Raw genomic sequence first — 15,834 nt, forward strand, 5'->3', positions numbered from 1 at the left:
TCGCTGGTTCAGATCAGCGACTCGCGCCACTGCCGGTGCAGGGCCGCGTACCGGCCGCCGGCCTCGGCCAGCACGGCGGGTGGGCCGTCCTCGACGACCTTCCCGTCGTCGAGGACGAGCACCCGGTCGGCGGTCTCCACGGTGGAAAGTCGGTGCGCGATCACCAGCGCGGTGCGGTCGCGCAGGATCGTACCGAGCGCGTGCTGCACCAGCCGTTCGGTCGGCACGTCGAGCGACGACGTCGCCTCGTCCAGGATCAGCACGCTCGGGTCGGCCAGGAACGCCCGGGCGAACGCGACGAGTTGGCGCTCCCCGGCGGAGAGCCGGCCGCCGCGACGGTGCACCTGGGTGGCGTACCCCTCCGGCAGGGCGGCGATGAAGTCGTGCGCGCCGATCGCCCGCGCCGCGGCCTGGACGGTCTCGTCGTCCGCGCTCGGGCGGCCGAACCGGATGTTGTCCGCGACCGTCCCACTGAACAGGTGGTTCTCCTGCGTCACCAACACCACGGCCCGGCGCAGATCGGCGTCGCAGACGTCACGCAGGTCGACCCCGTCGAGCTGGACCGTGCCGGTGTCCGGGTCGTGGAAACGGGCGACCAGTTTGGCGATTGTCGACTTGCCCGCACCGGTCGGCCCGATCAGCGCCACCGTCTGTCCGGCCGACACGCTCAGCTCCAGACCGGCGAGGATCGGGGTGCCGGCACGGTATCCGAAGGAGACCGCCCGGAAGGTCACCGCACCGCCACCGGGGCCGGTCGGCAGCGGTGTGGGCCGGGCCGGCTCGGCGACGGCCGGCCGCTCGTCGAGCACCCCGGCCAGTTTCTCCAGGGCGGCGGTGGCCGACTGGAGGGAGTTGTAGAACTGGCTCAGCTCCTGCATCGGCTCGAAGAAGCGACGCAGGTAGAGCAGGAACGCGGCGAGCACACCGACCTCGGTCTGGCCGTCGAGCACCCGCCACCCGCCGTAGCAGAGCACCGCCGCCACGGTGATGTTGCCGATCAGCTTGATCGCCGGCGAGTACGTGGCGATCAGTCGGAACGTGCGCAGGCTGGTCCGTCGGTAGTCGTCGCCGAGCGCCACGAAGATCCGTTGGTTGCGCGGTTCCCGGCGGAACGCCTGCACCGCCTTGATGCCCCGCATCGACTCGACGAAGTGCACGATGACCAGCGCGACCGCGTCCCGGGTCCGCCGGTACGCGCTCGCCGACGACCGGGCGAACCAGCGGGAGAGCCAGAACAGGAACGGGAAGGCGAGCAGCGTCACGGCGGCCAGCGGCAGGTCCAGCCAGAGCAGAATGGCGGCCACCGACAGCATCGACAGCCCCGCCATCACCAGGTTGTCGATCCCACCGTCGACCAACTCGGCGATCGAGTCCACGTCACTGGTCAGGCGGGAGACCATCCGGCCGGAGGTGTACCGCTCGTGGAAGCCCACGGACAGCCGCAGGAAGTGCCCGAACACCCGCTGCCGCAGGTCGAGCAGGACGGCCTGGCCGATCCGGGCGGAGAGGGTGAGGAACCCGCGCCGGGCCGCGTACTCGGTCAGCGAGGCGACCACGAACGCCCCGGCGACGGCGACCAGCGGGCCGGGGTTGCCGGCGCGTAGCGGCGCGATGGTCCGGTCGATGCCGATCATGACCAGGTACGGGCCGGCCATCGCGGCGGCGTTCTGGGTCAGCAGTAGGCCGACCGCGGCGGCGAGTCGCCTCCGGTGTGGTCGGAGCTGTTCGGCGAGCAGTGCCCGGCTGAGCCGGCGCAGCCGGGCCACCGCCTCGGGCGCGGTGTCCTCGGCTCGGCTCCGGTCCGCCTCCGGGTCCGTGGCGGTCCCGCGCCAGCGGGTCAGCTCCGGTTCCTCCTCGGGCGGCGGTTCGGCAGGCTTCGGCACGGTCACGAGCGCACCAGCCCCCACCCGTCGGAGGGGAACGGGCTCGGGCCGGCGGCTTCCGCCGGTGGGTGCTCGGTGGGTGGGTCGGCGGCCAGCAACGCCCGGTACGCCGGAACGGTGGCCAGCAGGTCGGAGTGCCGGCCCACGGCCGTGATCCGTCCGTCTTCGAGCAGCGCGACCCGGTCGGCCAGGGCGATCGTCGACGGCCGGTGCACCACCAGCAGCGCGGTGCTGTCGCGCAGGACCCGTCGCAGTGCCGCCTCGACCAGCGCCTCGGTGTGCACGTCGAGAGCGGACAGCGGGTCGTCGAGCACCAGCACCGCCGGTCGGCCGAGCACGGCCCGCGCCAACGCGAGCCGTTGACGCTGACCGCCGGACAGGGAGATCCCCTGCTCACCCACCCGGGTGGCCAACCCCCACGGCAGCTCGTACGCGAAGTCGGCCTGGGCGAGCGCGAGGGCCGCGCGGACGTCGTCGTCGCCGGCGTCGGGGTGTCCCAGGGTGAGGTTCTCCCACACCGACATGGAGAAGAGCGTGGGCTCCTCGAACGCCACCCCGACCAGGCGGCGCAGCGAGGCCAGCCGTAGTTCGCGCAGGTCGTGCCCGTCCAGGGTGATCCGGCCGGTGGTCACCTCGTGCAGCCGGGGCACCAGCGAGAGCAGCGTGCTCTTGCCGGAGCCGGTGGCGCCGACCAGGGCGAGCGTCTCACCTGGCTCGACGACCAGGTCGATCTCGCGCAGCACCGGTGCGGTGGCGCCCGGGTAGCGGAACGAGACCCGCTCGATGCGGAGCCGGCCCTGCACCGCGTCGCGCGGCAGCGCGAGCGCGCCGGGGGAGTCCACGATCTGGGGTGGGGTGTCCAGCACCTCCTGGAGCCGGTCGGCGGCGGTGGCGGCCTCCTGACCGTTGGCGATGATCCAGCCCAGCGACTGCACCGGCCAGATGAGCATCAGTTGGAGGCTGACGAACGCGACCAGCTCGCCGATGGTGAGCGCGCCCTTCGCCGCGGCGGCCGCACCGGCCACCAGCACCACGCCCAGGGTCACGTTGGGCACCAGGTCGAGCAACGCCGACGTGGTGGCCAGCAGCCGCGCCTTGGCGACGCCCGTGTCGTGCAGCCGCCGCGCCCTGCCGCCGAAGCGGGCCGCCAGTTCCGGCCCGCGCCCGTACGCCTTCATGGTGCGCAGGCCCTGCGCGGTCTCCTCGACCAGGGTCGCCACGTCACCCTGCTGGTCCTGCATCCGCCGGGACGCGGCATGGTAGTGCCGCCCGAACCGGCGGCTGATCAGCAGCAGCGGCACCGAGCTGGCCGCGACAAGCGCACCGAGCATCGGATGCAGGTTGACGAGCAGCACCACCACGACGACGTAGGTGGTCACGTTGAGCACCAGGAAGAACACGCCGAAGGAGAGGAACCGGCGGATCACCGACAGGTCGCTGGTGATCCGGGAGAGCAACTGGCCGGACTGCCAGCGGTCGTGGAAGCTGGTCGGCAACCGTTGCAGGTGGGCGTAGACGTCGGCACGCAGCGCCGCCTCCATGCCCACCGACGAGGAGGACTGCACCCATCGGCGGATGAAGATGAGCACCGCCTCGGCCACGCCGAGCAGCAGCGCCAGACCGCCGAGCTGGAACAGCCCGGCCGGTTCGTGTCGGGCCACCGGCCCGTCCACCACCCGCTGCACGACAAGCGGTACGGCGATCCCGGCCGCCGTGCCCGCGAGGCCCGCGACGAGCAGCCAGGCGAACTCTGTGGCGTACGGCCGGAGGTAGGGGCGTAGCCGCCAGAGGTTGTGCAGGGGGTGCCGGGGCGCGGCAACCCGGGTGGCCGGGTTGCCGTCGCTTTCCACAGGCATACCAGACGGTAGCGTCAATGCCAGGCGACGCCGGTGTCAGCTTGCTGTCAGGCGCCGCTCATGACCGAGAAGCCACGTCTTCACGTCCAGCCCCCAGCGGTACCCACCGAGGGTGCCGTCGGTGCGCAGGACCCGGTGGCAGGGCACGAACAGTGCCGCCGCGTTCCGGGCGCAGGCAGCCGCGGCGGCCCGTACCGCCGGTGGTCGACCGGCCAGCGCGGCGTACCCGGTGTAGGTGACCGGGGTGCCGGGCGGCACCTCGCGCAGCACCTGCCAGGCGTGGGCCATGAACTCCCCGCCGGTGCGCTGGCGGACCGGCACCGCGTCGATGGCGTCGAGGTCACCGTCCAGGTAGGAGTGGACCGCCGCGGTGATCGGGCCGAGGTCGGCCCGTTGGCGTACCGGCGCCCGCAGGGTCGGGTGGATCAGGGGCAGCAGTGCCGCCGGGTCCGGGGTGAAGCCGGCCGCCCGTACGTCGCCGTCCGGGCCGGCGAGGATGCTCAACGGACCGGCCGGCGTGCTCAGTACGGTGCTGTCGATGCTCATGCCGCTCTCCAGAGTCTCATCGTTGCGTAGGACCGCCAGGGACGCCAACGGTCGGCGTACCCGTCGAGGATTGTCGGGTTGTCGGGCAGGCCGAGGGCGGCGGCGCCGCGCCGGACGGCGAGGTCGGTGCTGAGCAGGATGTCCGGGTCGCCGAAGGCGCGCATGGCCAGGTAGTTGGCGGTCCACGGACCGATGCCGGGCAATGCGAGCAGCCCCCGAGTTGCCGCCTCCCGATCCACCCCGGCCGCCAGGTCGACGGACCCGTCCACGACCGCCCGAGCCAGCCCCCGCAAGGTCTCCCGCCGCCCCACCGGCATCCCAAACCCCGAGTCCGGCACGGCCAACAACTCCTCCGCGCCCAAAAAGCCCCGCAGCCCCCCGCCCCCGCCTCGGTGATCATGAGGTTGGCGTGGGATTCGATCTCCAATCGCCAGGTCAACCTCATGATCGACGTGCTTGGGGGTGGGGGTGGTGAGGAGGCGGGTCAGGGTTTTTTGGGCAGAGGCCACCGAGACCTGTTGGCCGACTATGGCGCGGACGGCCATCTCGAAGCCGTCCACCGCGCGGGGGACGCGGATGCCCGGCTCTGCCGCGACCGCCGGGGCTAGCGCCGGGTCGGCGGCCAGCGTGGCGTCGATGGCGGTCGGGTCCGCGTCCAGGTCGAGCAGCCGGCGGCAGCGGGCCACCGCGGGCGCCAGGTCGCGCAGGTCGGTCAACCGCAGCGTCGCCGCCACGTGCCCGGCCGCCGGAGTCAGCGCCACCTCGCCGGTGCCGTGGGGCAACCGCAGACCCCGGTGGTACGTCCCGTCGCGGACCTCGTCCACCCCGGGCAGTGCCCGCACCGCGAAGAAGTCCAGTAGCGCCTGGGCGTGCAGCGGCGGACGGTACGCCAGCCGCAGCGCGAGAGTGCCCGCGCCGGCCGGCGCCCGCTGACCGCCGCGCGCCGTTCGCAGATCGGACGGGGCGGTCGCGTACACCTCGCGGAGCGTGTCGTTGAACTGCCGGACGCTGCCGAAGCCGGCGGCGAACGCGATCTCGGCCATCCCGAGGTCGGTGGTCTCGATCAGGATCCGGGCGGTCTGTGCCCGCTGGGCGCGGGCCAGCGCGAGCGGTCCGGCGCCCATCTCGGCGCTCAGCATCCGGTGCAGGTGCCGTTCGGTGTAGCCCAGGCGGGAGGCCAACCCGGGTACGCCGTCCCGGTCGACCACGCCGTCGGCGATCAGCCGCATCGCCCGGCCGACCACATCCGCGCGGACATCCCACAGGGGTGAACCCGGCGCGGCGTCCGGCCGGCAGCGGCGGCAGGCGCGCAGCCCGACACCCTGGGCCGCGGCGGCGGACGGAAAGAACCGGACGTTCTGCCGCTTGGGCGTGATCGCCGGGCAGGACGGCCGGCAGTAGATGCCGGTGGACGTCACACCGGTGTAGAACCAGCCGTCGAACCGCTGGTCCCGACTGTCCACGGCCCGGTAACACCGCTCGAAGTCCAGCTCCATGTCACCGATGATGCCCCGCTCGACCCGCCGCCGGCTGGCGGGAATCGGACCTGGCCGTGTCGGTGAGCAGGGACCCCGTCAACGGGGGCGGCGGCGACGCCGATGCGGTTGACCGGACCCGGTGGGCTGGCCAGCCCGATTCGGCTGGCCGGAACGGGTGGGCTGGGCGGCGCGGTGCGGCTGGCCCGATCGGCTCGGCTGGGCGGCCCGGCTCGGTTGACCGGTGAGCAGGGCCGACCGGAACACGCCGTCCGGGTCGTACCGCTTCCACAGCCGTCGTACCCGGATCCCGGTCTCGCCCGGGTAGATCCGGGCGAACGCGGCCGGGTCCGGTCGGCTCTCGAAGTTGGCGTACGCGCCGTCGGCCCGCGCTCCGACGGCCCGCCAGGCGGCGTCCAACGCCGCCCCACCCTGCGGTGGGAACACCGAGGCGACGACGAGCGTGTCCTGGTGGCGATGGGCGTACGCGGTCGCGTCGGATGCCACGTCGTTGACCGCGCCCCCCAGCGAGCGGAGCTGCACCACGGCTCGCCCCGGCCCGGTCACCGCCCGTTGCACGGCCCGCGCGCCGGCGTCGTCCAGCCCGGTGAACAGACCGTTCGTGGTCGTGCCGCGCTGCTGCCCGACGTTGGGGTTGAGGTGCGCGGTCGGCACCAGGGTCGGGTAGGGCAGCAGGTCGGTGCGGTGTTCGAGCACCTTGCCGATGGCGAGCAGCGGCTCCACCGCGGGTCGGGCGCGGCGCAGGCTCTCGGCGGCCACCACGGCGGTGATGGACATGAGGGCCGAGCGGCCCTCGGCGTACACCACGGCCGCCGCGGACAACTCCCGTGGGGCCTGCGTGAGGTAGGCCGTCCACTCCCGGATGGTGCGCCCGTCCGGATGCGCCTCGACGACCAGTTGCGTCACACCGACGTTGCGCTGCTCGACCGCCTCGATCTCGAAGGCCACCACGATCCCCGCACCAGCTCCCGCGCCCCGGACCAGCCAGAACAGGTCCGGCTCGTGCGCGGCGTCCGCGCGGACCAGCGTCCCGTCGGCGAGCACCACCTCGACCGCGCGGACGCGGTCGAGGGTGAGACCGTGGGCGCGGACCAGCCAGCCCACGCCGCCGCCGGTGGCCAGGCCGCCGACGCCGACGCCACCGTAGTCACCCGAGCTGACGACCAGGCCGTACGGCGCCAACGCCTTCGCGACGTTCGCCCAGCGTGCGCCGGCCTCGACCCGGACCAGCCCGGCCCGCTCGTCGAGCACCTGCACCCGGTTGAGCAGGGACAGGTCGATGACCACGCCACCGTTGTTCGAGGAGGCCCCGGAGAAGCCGTGTCCGCCGCTGCGGACGGCGATCGGCAGCCGCTGCTCCCGCGCGTAGCGCAGCGCGTCGATCACCTGCGTGGTGGTCTTCGGCAGCAGGACCGCGGCCGGCGAGGCAGTCGTGGTGTACGTGGAGCGCAGCTGCGCGTACCGGCGGTCGCCGGGTGTGACGATCTGCCCGGTCAGCGAGGTGGGCACCCGGGGCATGGTGGTGCTCATCGGCGCCCCTGCGGCTCGCACGTCGGATGTCCGGGATCGGTCATGGCCCAAGGATGGGCGGGCTCACCGGCCTCGGCAAACCCGGTGGGCCACCGCCCGCCGTTCCCGGGGACGCGCGGCGCTCGCTGGCGCGGGGAGGGCCGCCCGGAGGTGACCGGTATCTCCGGTCAGGCCGGGGCGAGGACGCCGCCGACCTGACCGGTCCTGCTCAGCGCGACCCGGTCGGTGTGCTCATCGGCTGGGCGCGCCGGGTGCGGTAAACGGTGCCGGCTCACCAGGCACGCCGGGCACGTCCCGTTTGAACGGATCACTGGGCACTCCAGGCGCAGCAGGCACCCCCGGCGCACCGGGAACAGCAGTCTCGGCACCGGGGGCACCGGGCGCAGCTGGCTCACCGGGCGCAGCGGGCACACCTGGCTCACCGGGCTTGCCGGGCGCGTCCGGCCGCTGCCACGGGTCCTGTTTCGCGCCGCCGGGGCTTGGTACGCCCGGCGGCACCGCGGTCGGCGTGGACAGGTCGGGTGCGGGTGGGCCGGGCACGGCCGCTGGACCCGCCGGGCTGGGGGCGGCCGGCGGCGCCTCGTCCGAGCCGGTCGAGGCGAGAGCGAGCGGAGTGGCGATCAGGATCGCCGCGAGGGTGCCGACCGCCCCCATCGTCACCGTGGCGCGGCGCCTGTTGCGCACCCGCCGTTCCGCTCCGGTCAACTGGTCATGCACGATCGGTGCCTCCTCGGCGAGGTCGGTGAGGGTGGAGCGGATGAGGTGCTCGAAGGGATCGGTCATCGCCGCACCTCCAGCATTTCGACCTCCGGCAGTAGTTCGCGCAGGCGCGTGACAGCCCGGTGGGTACGGCTGCGTACCGTGCCCACGGAGCAGCCGAGCAGCTCGGCCACCCGGGCTTCGGGCAGATCCTCGTAGTAGCGCAGGACCACCACCGTCCGCTGTGCCGGTGGCAGGTGGCGCAGCGCGGCGCGCATGGCCAGCCGCACGTCGGAGCCGCCGCTCGGATCGACGCCGACCGGTTCGTCCGCCGGGTTGAGCGGCGTCTCCCGCCATCGGCGCAGTCGTCGCCACCAGCTGATCTGTTCGCGGTACATCACCACGCGGAGGTACCCCTCGGGATCGGCGTGCCGGATGGACCCCCACTTCGGGATGGTCCGTGCCAGTGCCGACTGGAACAGGTCCTCGGCGGCGTTGCGGTCCCCGGTCAGCAGGTACGCGACCCGCATCAGCGCCGGCGTCCGGCTGCCGACGAACTCGGCCAGTCGAGCCCGCTCGTCCTCGTCCACCCACCACCCCCGTTTCGTTGTCACAGATACAGACGCCGCAGGTCATCGTCGCTATCCGCGATCCGATGGGTTTTTCCGGCCCGGAAGTGTCGGTCGTGACGGGTACCGTCCGGCCACCAACTCAAGAAGGGGTGCGACGGATGACGAGCGTGGCGGGTTGGGCGGCGGCGTCGACACCTGGCACATTTCCGCCGCTGCCCCGCGCGGTGGCGCAGTCCTTCTACCGCCGGATGCGGGCCGTCGCGCCCGCCGCCCGCGGCGCCATCGACCGGGACCGGGCGACCGACCCCGAGCAGGCCTTCGCCGACACCGCCTGCGGCCGGCTGGTCGGCTCGCTGGACGACGCGGGCCTGCGGGCGCTCGGCATGTGGACGCACCACTGGTGCATGCGCTTCTACGACGACGACACCCGGGTCGGCCGGCGGCTGGTTCGCGAGATAGCCGCTCGGCCAGGGCTGGGCTGGACGGCCGACGAGGTGCGCTGGATGCTGCGCGAGTCGATCTCGGCCGGCCCGGCCGCCGCCGACCGGTTCACCCTGCCCCGCGCCGCCGCGGCCCAACTACCCCCGGACGGCCGGCCGTTCGACGAACTGCCCGAGGTCACGGTTCCTCGGCAGCGCCGCGGCAACTGACCGCCTCGGCCGACTGGCCGCACCGGGGTTGGCGGTCCCCGGTCGGCCGGCTGCGGCAGGATGGACGCCGCATCCCCGACGGAAGGACGCCCATGCCCGCCAGCGCACCTACCATCCTCGCCACCAGCATGGGCTTCTTCCGGGGTGACCGCGGCCCCTACAACCTGCGCCCCAGCCCGGTCTTCGAGTTGGCGGCCGAACTGGCCGAGGCCGGCCCGCAGCCACGGGTCTGCTATCTCGGTCAGGCCATCGGGGACCAGCCCACCGTGCTGAGCGCCATCTACGGCGCGTTCGCCGACACCCGGTTCCGGCTGTCGCACCTCACCCTGTTCCCCATGCCGAACGTCGAGGACATCCGCGCCCACCTGCTCGCCCAGGACGTGATCTGGGTCGACGGTGGCAGCGTGGCCAACCTGGTCGCCGTGTGGCGGGTGCACGGGCTCGACGAGATCCTGCACGAGTGCTGGCAGGCCGGCGTGGTGCTGGCCGGGGTGTCCGCGGGCTCGATCTGCTGGCATGTCGGCGGTGCCACCGACAGCTTCGGCCCCCGGCTGCGCGGCTTCACCGACGGCCTGGCCTGGCTGCCGTACGGCAACGGGGTGCACTACGACAGCGAGGGGCAGCGACGCCCGCTCATGCACGAGCTGGTCGGCAACGAGACGCTGCCGACCAGCCACTGCACCGACGACGGGGTCGGCCTGGTCTACCGGGGCACCCAACTGGTCGAGGCGATCGCGGACCGCGAGGGCGTCTCGGCGTACGAGGTCAGCCGGGGCGCGGACGGCAGCGTCCGGGAGGCGGTCATCGCCCCGCGCCTGCTCGGCTGAGCGCCGGCGCCTGTCACGCCTGCTCGCCGGGTCCCGTCGCGACGTGAACCGTTCGCCGCGTAGGCTGGGTGGTCGTGAGTCTCTCCATCGGCATCGTCGGCCTGCCCAACGTCGGCAAGAGCACGCTTTTCAACGCGTTGACCAAGAACGACGTGCTGGCGGCGAACTACCCGTTCGCCACCATCGAGCCCAACGTCGGCGTGGTCGGGCTTCCGGACGAGCGGCTGGGCAAACTGGCCGAGATCTTCTCTTCGCAGAAGGTGCTACCGGCTCCGGTGTCGTTCGTCGACATCGCCGGCCTGGTCCGCGGCGCCTCGAAGGGGCAGGGCCGGGGCAACGCCTTCCTGGCGAACATCCGCGACGCCTCGGCGATCTGCCAGGTGGTCCGGGCCTTCTCCGACCCGAACGTGGTGCACGTCGATGGCAAGATCTCCCCGGCCGACGACATCGAGACGATCAACACCGAGCTGATCCTCGCCGACCTGCAAACCCTGGACAAGGCGCTGCCCCGGTTGGAGAAGGAAGCCAAGCTCCGCAAGGACCGCTTGGCCGCGGTCGCCGCCGCGAAGGCCGCCATCGAGGTGCTCGACGGCGGCACCACCCTCTACTCCGGGGCCGCCGCCGCCAAGATCGAGCTGGAGCACCTGCGCGAGCTGCACCTGCTCACCACCAAGCCCTTCCTGTACGTCTTCAACGTCGACGAGGCCGAGCTGGCCAACGAGGCGTTCCTCGACGAGCTGCGCGCCCTGGTCGCCCCCGCCGAGGCCGTCTTCATGGACGCGAAGATCGAATCCGAGCTGGTGGACCTCCCCGAGGAGGAGGCCCGCGAGCTGCTGGAGTCGATCGGGCAGAACGAGCCCGGCCTCAACCAGCTCGTCCGGGTCGGCTTCCGCACGCTCGGCCTCCAGACGTACCTCACGGCCGGTCCCAAGGAAGCACGCGCCTGGACCGTCCCGGTCGGCGCCACCGCGCCGGAGGCCGCGGGTGTCATCCACAGCGACTTCCAGCGCGGCTTCATCAAGGCCGAGGTGGTCTCCTACCACGACCTGGTCGAGCACGGTTCGATGGCGTCGGCCAAGGCGGCGGGCAAGGTCCGCATCGAGGGCAAGGAGTACGTCATGCAGGACGGCGACGTGGTGGAGTTCCGCTTCAACGTCTGACTCCGGTCGAGTCGTCGCCCTGGGTCTCGTGCCCTAGCCGTCTACGGGAGGCCTCGAACGTCGGCAGCGGTCGGAAGCAGCGTGGCCGCCATGTCCTCGTAGCCGCCAGAGCCACTGGCGGTCCACAACATGCCGCGAGTTCGGTAGTAAGCGCGCAGCGGCTCGATCTGCTCCTGGTAGTTCTCCTGGTAGTGCGAGTACATCAGCAGCAGTTCGTCGCCTCGCCCGGCCTGCTGTGGGTCCAGTTCTATCCGACGTTCTATCCGGCGGCGGGCCATGAGGTCGAGTTCGTCCTTCGTCAGGACGAGCTCGATCACCGTGTCGGGTGCATGGCCGCTCTGCGCCAACAACTCCGCCTGATCGATCCTGCGCGGGTAGTTGCACAGCAGCCAGCCGCCGTCCACGGCGGCCAGGGCGTCAGCGATGGCCTTCGTGGTCAGCACATCCGGGATAAGGTGCCCGGTCTGCATGTACCGGTTCATCTGCTCGCCCAGCGGCGTCCGCAGTTGCACGTGCTCACGGCAGACGTTGCCTGGGCTGATGACCTGCAGGCCGGTCGCTTCCAGAACCGCGGCAGCGGAGGACAGGTCGACCAACGGCCCGGCGAGAAGGGCAACGTTCCGCATGCATGCTCCCAGGTGCATGTAGCCGGCGAACGGCAGTGTGGGCTCCGGGGTCGAGCTGGGAGCTACAGTGCGCGTCATGGTAGGTGACGGAGTGCGCGAGATGCACGGCTTGACGGACGACATGTACGGACACGTCGTAGAGACCGAAGCCGCTGTCGTGCAGTTCATGCTGGGCGGCGGCGATGATGCCGAGACGGTCGACAACGTTGATGCGCACATCTATCTCGCGGACGGCACTCACCGGTACGCCACCTTCTTCACTCTTGACGCAGTGGAGGAAATCCTGCAGAGACACGCGAGCACCGGAGAAACCGATGGTGGCCGTTACTTCTGGTGCTCGGATCAGGTGATCGTTCCCGAACCCGGTGTTGCTGCCATGGTCGCGGCAGTTGACGAGATGATCCGGTCTGGCGAAATCGAGGTCATGTGCGGCCGGGTCGAGGAGCGCCTGGACGACCAACCTTGACAGCCCGAGACGCCAGGTGAGGTGTCGGATGGTGCCGCCGCTGGTAGCGAGACAGCGACTCTGAGTTCGCCTCGACGTCTGACTCCGGTCCGACGTCTGCTGCCTAGGCTGGCCACATGGTGCAGGTAAGGGAAGTCCGGTGAACGCCTCAGCCGACGATGACCGGACGCGTTACCTTCGTGATCGACAGTGGCTTGAATACGCGGTTCACGAGCTGCCAGCCGGTGTGCTGTGGGGCGCCGATGGCGCGACGCCTGCCCAGTGCGCCGAGATGCTGGACGGCCTGGACAAGTTCGCACGTCTCTGTGCTCGGCTGGGCCTCGATGACCACACAGAGTTCGTCGAGGCCTGCCGGTGGCACTTCGATCACTACCCGCACTTTCTCGGCCGGCGTCGCCATTTCGCGGACTATGCGACGTACGTCCGTGACCGCCGCGGACCGTTGCGGGTCTCCGCACCCGCAGTTCCGGACTGGCTGAGGCGTCAATGACAGACACGCGTGCCAGCGAGTCTCGGCGGTCAGTTGGGCCCTCGACGACCTGATCGACTCGGCTTCATTGAAGTCGTGGTGTTCCGCCGACCTCGATAGCGCGGTATTCAGGAAGGCGAGATTGCCCCGTTGCCCGCGGTGGGAAGCTCGCGGGCGGCGGCAGCAGCGGTCTTCAGCAGGCCCTCGTAGAACTCGACAAGCTTGTCGTTGCTCTGGTCGAGCGTGCGCATTCGGCCGACCACGCCCGCACTCAGACCAGCGATGATGCGCCGCGCTCGATCCGGTTCCCTGGACCGCAGATCGAGCAGCCCCATCGCGCGGCCAGGTCGCAGGTGCTCGTCCACGTCATCGTCCTGAAGCATCCCGACGGGAACGGAATCGACAATTTCGTCGAAGACCCATCCCTGGATGTACCAGTCGCGATTGTCGTCGAAGGCCACAATCATCATTGCCGATCCCCCCAAGCCCCTCTGCCCTACCTCGACCGCAGCCTAGCTGCGTCCTTCGGTGCCTGGACAAGGGTTTTGCGGGGCACACAGAGGGCACCGGACGTGCCGCCACAGAGACCCCCGCCGTAACCGCGAGCACCAGCGCCACGCGCCTCCGTTGGGGCCTTACCAGTGGCCCGTGATCAGGACGGCAGCGGCGTCGAGCTGCTCCCGCTCACGTGCGGTGAGTGCCGGATCGTTCCGCCGTACCGCCACGGCGTCGTCCAGCACGGCCAGCAGGCTGCTGCCGACGCGGTCCAGGAAGGCAGCCAACAGCGTTGCGGCCGGCGGTGCCAGGGGATGCTCACCATCGGCAGCCACCTGGGCGAGGATGACCGCGGAGAGCGCGACATCAAGGTCTGGTGGTCCCTCGGTGGCGTTGCGCCAGTCGATGAGGACCGGTCCCCGTGACGTCAGCATGACGTTGTCCGGGTGTAGGTCGAGGTGCAGGATCCGGTCCTCGTCGCGTTCGCCGAGCCGGGGCGGCAACGCGTGGAGCCGGCGATGCAGATCCGCCAGACAGTCGGCCGCTGCCAGGGCATCGAGTTCACCGGCGATGAGCGCCGACAACATGGTGCCCCCGTCCAGACGTTCCAGGACGAGATCGGTGCCGCGCGCCTCGTACACGGTGGGCACCGGAAAACCCAGACCTCCCACGTACGCCATGACAGCCGCTTCGGCGGCCACGTCTCCACCGTTGCGGTAACGCCGGAGGACGCGCCGATCGTCGATGGCGAAGACGTCGGCGTCTCGCCCCGACGCCAGCGGAACCGGATCCACCACGCCCCGACGGTAACCGAAGCAGTCATCCTCCCCGATGCCTCCGAGGACGATCGGCGTGCTCGCAGCCGCATAGAGTCACCGCATGGACGACCATCTGCTCCGATCATCCTTCGGCGCGGCAGCGACCGTGTACGCCGAACATCGTCCGGACTACGCGCGGGCAGGGGTGCGCTGGGCGCTTGAGCCCGCGCCCGGCCCACGGGTGCTCGACCTCGGTGCCGGTACCGGCAAGTTGACCGCCACGCTGGTCGAGCTGGGTGCGGACGTCACCGCGGTCGAACCCGACCCGGCGATGCTCACCGAACTGCGCCGCGCGCTGCCGGCCGTCCGGGCACTGCCGGGTAGCGCGGAGTCGATTCCGTTGCCGGACGCCTCCGTCGACGCCGTCCTGGCTGGCAACGCCCTGCACTGGTTCGACCCGGTCGTCGCCGGGGCCGAAATTGCCAGGGTCCTCGCGCCCGGCGGCGTCCTCGCGGGGCTGTGGAACGTCATGGACGACCGGATCGACTGGGTTTCCGCACTCGAACGGGTCAGCGGGAGTGCGGTCATCGGTCCCCGCGACACGCTGAGCAGTTGGCGCGCGGCGACGGCGGCCATGCTCGTTGCGGGCACCGGGCTGGGCACCCGGTTCGGCGCATCGGAGCAGGTCGAGTTTCCGCACGGGCAGCGCCGGACCGCCGACTCCCTCGTCGCGACACTGGCGACCCGGGCGGGGATGCTTGTCGCGCCGGAGGAGGAGCGGGACGCCACGCTCGGCCAAATTCGTGCCTTCCTTGCGACCAGGTCCGAGACCGCGCAGGGCGAGTTCACTCTGCCGATGTTGACCGGCGTGCTGCGCGTCCTGCGCAGGTGACCGATGAGCCGAGGCCGGGCCGGAAGTGTGCACGCTGTGCTGGCAGGCGCCGACGTGGCGCTGGTGGGCCTGTTCTCCGCGAAGGACAGGGAGTTTGCTGACCAGCTCGATCTGCTGGCCACCCTGGTGGAAACCCACGGGGGTCACGTGGTGAGTCGGCACGTTCAGCGGCGGGGCGTCTCCTTCGGCGGGGCGGACAGGATGGCGGCGCCGTTCTCGAGGCGCACTCTGCTCAGCTCTGGCAAAGCCCGCGAGGTCGCCGATGCCTGCCGGGAGGGTGGGGTCGATGTCGCGGTCTTCGTGAACCCCTTGACCGACCATCAGCGCGCTGTCCTCGGCGACATGTTCGGCTGTCGGGTGATGAGCGGTGCCGACCTCCGCTAGGCAGTGTCTTCAAAGGATCATGGTGTCGGATGATGTAGGGCGTGGGTCGTCGCTACGAGTTGTCTGACGTCGAGTGGGATGCGCTATCGCGGTATCTGCCGTCGGTGGTGACCGGTGGTCGGCCTCGGGTCGATGACCGGCGGGTCCTCAACGGGATCGTGTGGAAGATCCGGGCCGGGGCGGCGTGGCGTGATGTGCCCGTCCGCTACGGGTCGTGGCAGTCGATCTATACCCGTTTCCGCAGGTGGGCCCTTGATGGCACGTTCGAGCGGATGCTGGCCGGGGTCCAGGCCGACGCGGACGCTGCCGGGGACATTGACTGGCTGGTGTCGGTGGACTCCACGATCGTGCGTGCCCACCAGCACGCTGCGGGCGCTAAAGGGGGGCCTGCGAATCGGACGAACCACAAGATCACGCCCTCGGCCGAAGCCGAGGTGGACTGACCACCAAGATTCACCTCGCCTGCGACGGCCTGGGTCGGACCCTGGCGTTCGTGCTTACCGGCGGCAACGTCAACGACTGCAG

17 protein-coding genes and 1 pseudogene are annotated in these 15,834 nt (G+C 71.2%); 7 read left to right on the plus strand and 11 right to left on the minus strand.

The window, feature by feature from the left end; translation table 11 throughout:
• Window positions 1–8: 8 nt before the first annotated feature.
• The 7 genes from AB0C01_RS11420 to AB0C01_RS11450 all read right to left on the minus strand — a co-directional run bounded on the left by AB0C01_RS11420 (window position 9) and on the right by AB0C01_RS11450 (window position 8,600).
• Window positions 9–1,889, minus strand: a complete 1,881-nt coding sequence (locus tag AB0C01_RS11420; protein WP_357570943.1) for an ABC transporter ATP-binding protein — start codon at window positions 1,887–1,889, stop codon at window positions 9–11.
• A complete protein-coding gene (locus AB0C01_RS11425) occupies window positions 1,886–3,739 on the minus strand; it encodes an ABC transporter ATP-binding protein (protein ID WP_357570944.1) in 1,854 nt (617 codons plus the stop codon). Before AB0C01_RS11425 ends, AB0C01_RS11420 begins: the two co-directional genes overlap by 4 nt.
• Before the next feature lie 36 nt (window positions 3,740–3,775).
• Window positions 3,776–4,285 (minus strand): methylated-DNA--[protein]-cysteine S-methyltransferase, encoded by a 510-nt coding sequence (locus tag AB0C01_RS11430; protein WP_357246968.1) that lies wholly within the window; start codon window positions 4,283–4,285, stop codon window positions 3,776–3,778.
• Window positions 4,282–5,781, minus strand: coding sequence for an AlkA N-terminal domain-containing protein (locus tag AB0C01_RS11435; RefSeq protein WP_357570945.1), 1,500 nt, complete (start codon window positions 5,779–5,781; stop codon window positions 4,282–4,284). Before AB0C01_RS11435 ends, AB0C01_RS11430 begins: the two co-directional genes overlap by 4 nt.
• A gap of 78 nt (window positions 5,782–5,859) precedes the next feature.
• The gene (locus tag AB0C01_RS11440; RefSeq protein ID WP_357570946.1) at window positions 5,860–7,311 is read right to left on the minus strand and encodes an FAD-binding oxidoreductase; all 1,452 of its coding nucleotides are present in this window, start codon (window positions 7,309–7,311) and stop codon (window positions 5,860–5,862) included.
• A 231-nt stretch (window positions 7,312–7,542) separates the two neighbouring features.
• Window positions 7,543–8,094 (minus strand): hypothetical protein, encoded by a 552-nt coding sequence (locus AB0C01_RS11445; protein WP_357246959.1) that lies wholly within the window; start codon window positions 8,092–8,094, stop codon window positions 7,543–7,545.
• Complete coding sequence (locus AB0C01_RS11450) at window positions 8,091–8,600, minus strand: SigE family RNA polymerase sigma factor (protein WP_357246957.1); 510 nt, start codon at window positions 8,598–8,600, stop codon at window positions 8,091–8,093. Before AB0C01_RS11450 ends, AB0C01_RS11445 begins: the two co-directional genes overlap by 4 nt.
• Window positions 8,601–8,740: 140 nt before the next feature.
• Here AB0C01_RS11450 and AB0C01_RS11455 point away from each other — a divergent pair, with 140 nt between their 5' ends.
• From AB0C01_RS11455 to ychF, 3 genes are all read left to right on the plus strand, one after another.
• On the plus strand, window positions 8,741–9,232 hold the full coding sequence (locus tag AB0C01_RS11455; protein WP_357570947.1) for a hypothetical protein: 492 nt from the start codon (window positions 8,741–8,743) through the stop codon (window positions 9,230–9,232).
• A gap of 92 nt (window positions 9,233–9,324) precedes the next feature.
• Window positions 9,325–10,059: a peptidase E gene (locus AB0C01_RS11460; RefSeq protein WP_357246952.1), complete on the plus strand. Its 735-nt coding sequence runs from the start codon at window positions 9,325–9,327 to the stop codon at window positions 10,057–10,059.
• A gap of 74 nt (window positions 10,060–10,133) precedes the next feature.
• Window positions 10,134–11,219, plus strand: coding sequence for a redox-regulated ATPase YchF (gene ychF / locus AB0C01_RS11465; protein ID WP_357246949.1), 1,086 nt, complete (start codon window positions 10,134–10,136; stop codon window positions 11,217–11,219).
• 41 nt (window positions 11,220–11,260) lie between these two features.
• Here the strand turns inward: ychF and AB0C01_RS11470 are convergent, their stop codons facing one another.
• Complete coding sequence (locus AB0C01_RS11470; protein WP_357570948.1) at window positions 11,261–11,845, minus strand: nucleoside monophosphate kinase; 585 nt, start codon at window positions 11,843–11,845, stop codon at window positions 11,261–11,263.
• A gap of 91 nt (window positions 11,846–11,936) precedes the next feature.
• Between AB0C01_RS11470 and AB0C01_RS11475 the strand changes: the two genes are divergently transcribed.
• A complete protein-coding gene (locus AB0C01_RS11475; protein WP_357246946.1) occupies window positions 11,937–12,311 on the plus strand; it encodes a hypothetical protein in 375 nt (124 codons plus the stop codon).
• 148 nt (window positions 12,312–12,459) lie between these two features.
• Here the strand turns inward: AB0C01_RS11475 and AB0C01_RS11480 are convergent, their stop codons facing one another.
• The 3 genes from AB0C01_RS11480 to AB0C01_RS11490 form a co-directional block, all read right to left on the minus strand.
• A complete protein-coding gene (locus AB0C01_RS11480; protein ID WP_357570949.1) occupies window positions 12,460–12,711 on the minus strand; it encodes a hypothetical protein in 252 nt (83 codons plus the stop codon).
• Window positions 12,712–12,908: 197 nt separating this feature from the next.
• Window positions 12,909–13,250, minus strand: coding sequence for a hypothetical protein (locus AB0C01_RS11485; protein WP_357246941.1), 342 nt, complete (start codon window positions 13,248–13,250; stop codon window positions 12,909–12,911).
• A 165-nt stretch (window positions 13,251–13,415) separates the two neighbouring features.
• Entirely contained in the window at window positions 13,416–14,072 is a 657-nt protein-coding gene (locus AB0C01_RS11490) for a phosphotransferase (RefSeq protein ID WP_357246938.1), read from the minus strand.
• Window positions 14,073–14,154: 82 nt separating this feature from the next.
• On the opposite strand from AB0C01_RS11490, the gene AB0C01_RS11495 reads away from it, so the two are divergent.
• From AB0C01_RS11495 to AB0C01_RS11505, 3 genes and pseudogenes are all read left to right on the plus strand, one after another.
• Window positions 14,155–14,925, plus strand: coding sequence for a class I SAM-dependent methyltransferase (locus AB0C01_RS11495; RefSeq protein ID WP_357570950.1), 771 nt, complete (start codon window positions 14,155–14,157; stop codon window positions 14,923–14,925).
• A gap of 36 nt (window positions 14,926–14,961) precedes the next feature.
• Window positions 14,962–15,309, plus strand: coding sequence for a hypothetical protein (locus tag AB0C01_RS11500; protein ID WP_357246932.1), 348 nt, complete (start codon window positions 14,962–14,964; stop codon window positions 15,307–15,309).
• 41 nt (window positions 15,310–15,350) lie between these two features.
• Window positions 15,351–15,834: pseudogene (locus AB0C01_RS11505) on the plus strand (IS5 family transposase); the annotation flags it as partial.

The sequence above is a fragment of the Micromonospora sp. NPDC048905 genome, from assembly GCF_040649655.1.
GTDB lineage: Bacteria > Actinomycetota > Actinomycetes > Mycobacteriales > Micromonosporaceae > Micromonospora.

Bases quoted from the DNA above. Each gene is read 5' to 3' on its own strand.
- AB0C01_RS11430 (WP_357246968.1), bottom strand. From the start codon at position 4,285: ATGAGCATCGACAGCACCGTACTGAGCACGCCGGCCGGTCCGTTGAGC.
- AB0C01_RS11445 (WP_357246959.1), bottom strand. From the start codon at position 8,094: ATGACCGATCCCTTCGAGCACCTCATCCGCTCCACCCTCACCGACCTC.
- AB0C01_RS11455 (WP_357570947.1), top strand. From the start codon at position 8,741: ATGACGAGCGTGGCGGGTTGGGCGGCGGCGTCGACACCTGGCACATTT.
- AB0C01_RS11470 (WP_357570948.1), bottom strand. From the start codon at position 11,845: ATGCGGAACGTTGCCCTTCTCGCCGGGCCGTTGGTCGACCTGTCCTCC.
- AB0C01_RS11485 (WP_357246941.1), bottom strand. From the start codon at position 13,250: ATGATGATTGTGGCCTTCGACGACAATCGCGACTGGTACATCCAGGGA.
- AB0C01_RS11495 (WP_357570950.1), top strand. From the start codon at position 14,155: ATGGACGACCATCTGCTCCGATCATCCTTCGGCGCGGCAGCGACCGTG.
- AB0C01_RS11440 (WP_357570946.1), bottom strand. From the start codon at position 7,311: ATGAGCACCACCATGCCCCGGGTGCCCACCTCGCTGACCGGGCAGATC.
- AB0C01_RS11460 (WP_357246952.1), top strand. From the start codon at position 9,325: ATGCCCGCCAGCGCACCTACCATCCTCGCCACCAGCATGGGCTTCTTC.
- AB0C01_RS11480 (WP_357570949.1), bottom strand. From the start codon at position 12,711: ATGGCGACGCCGGCCGAGAAAGTGCGGGTAGTGATCGAAGTGCCACCG.
- AB0C01_RS11425 (WP_357570944.1), bottom strand. From the start codon at position 3,739: ATGCCTGTGGAAAGCGACGGCAACCCGGCCACCCGGGTTGCCGCGCCC.
- AB0C01_RS11435 (WP_357570945.1), bottom strand. From the start codon at position 5,781: ATGGAGCTGGACTTCGAGCGGTGTTACCGGGCCGTGGACAGTCGGGAC.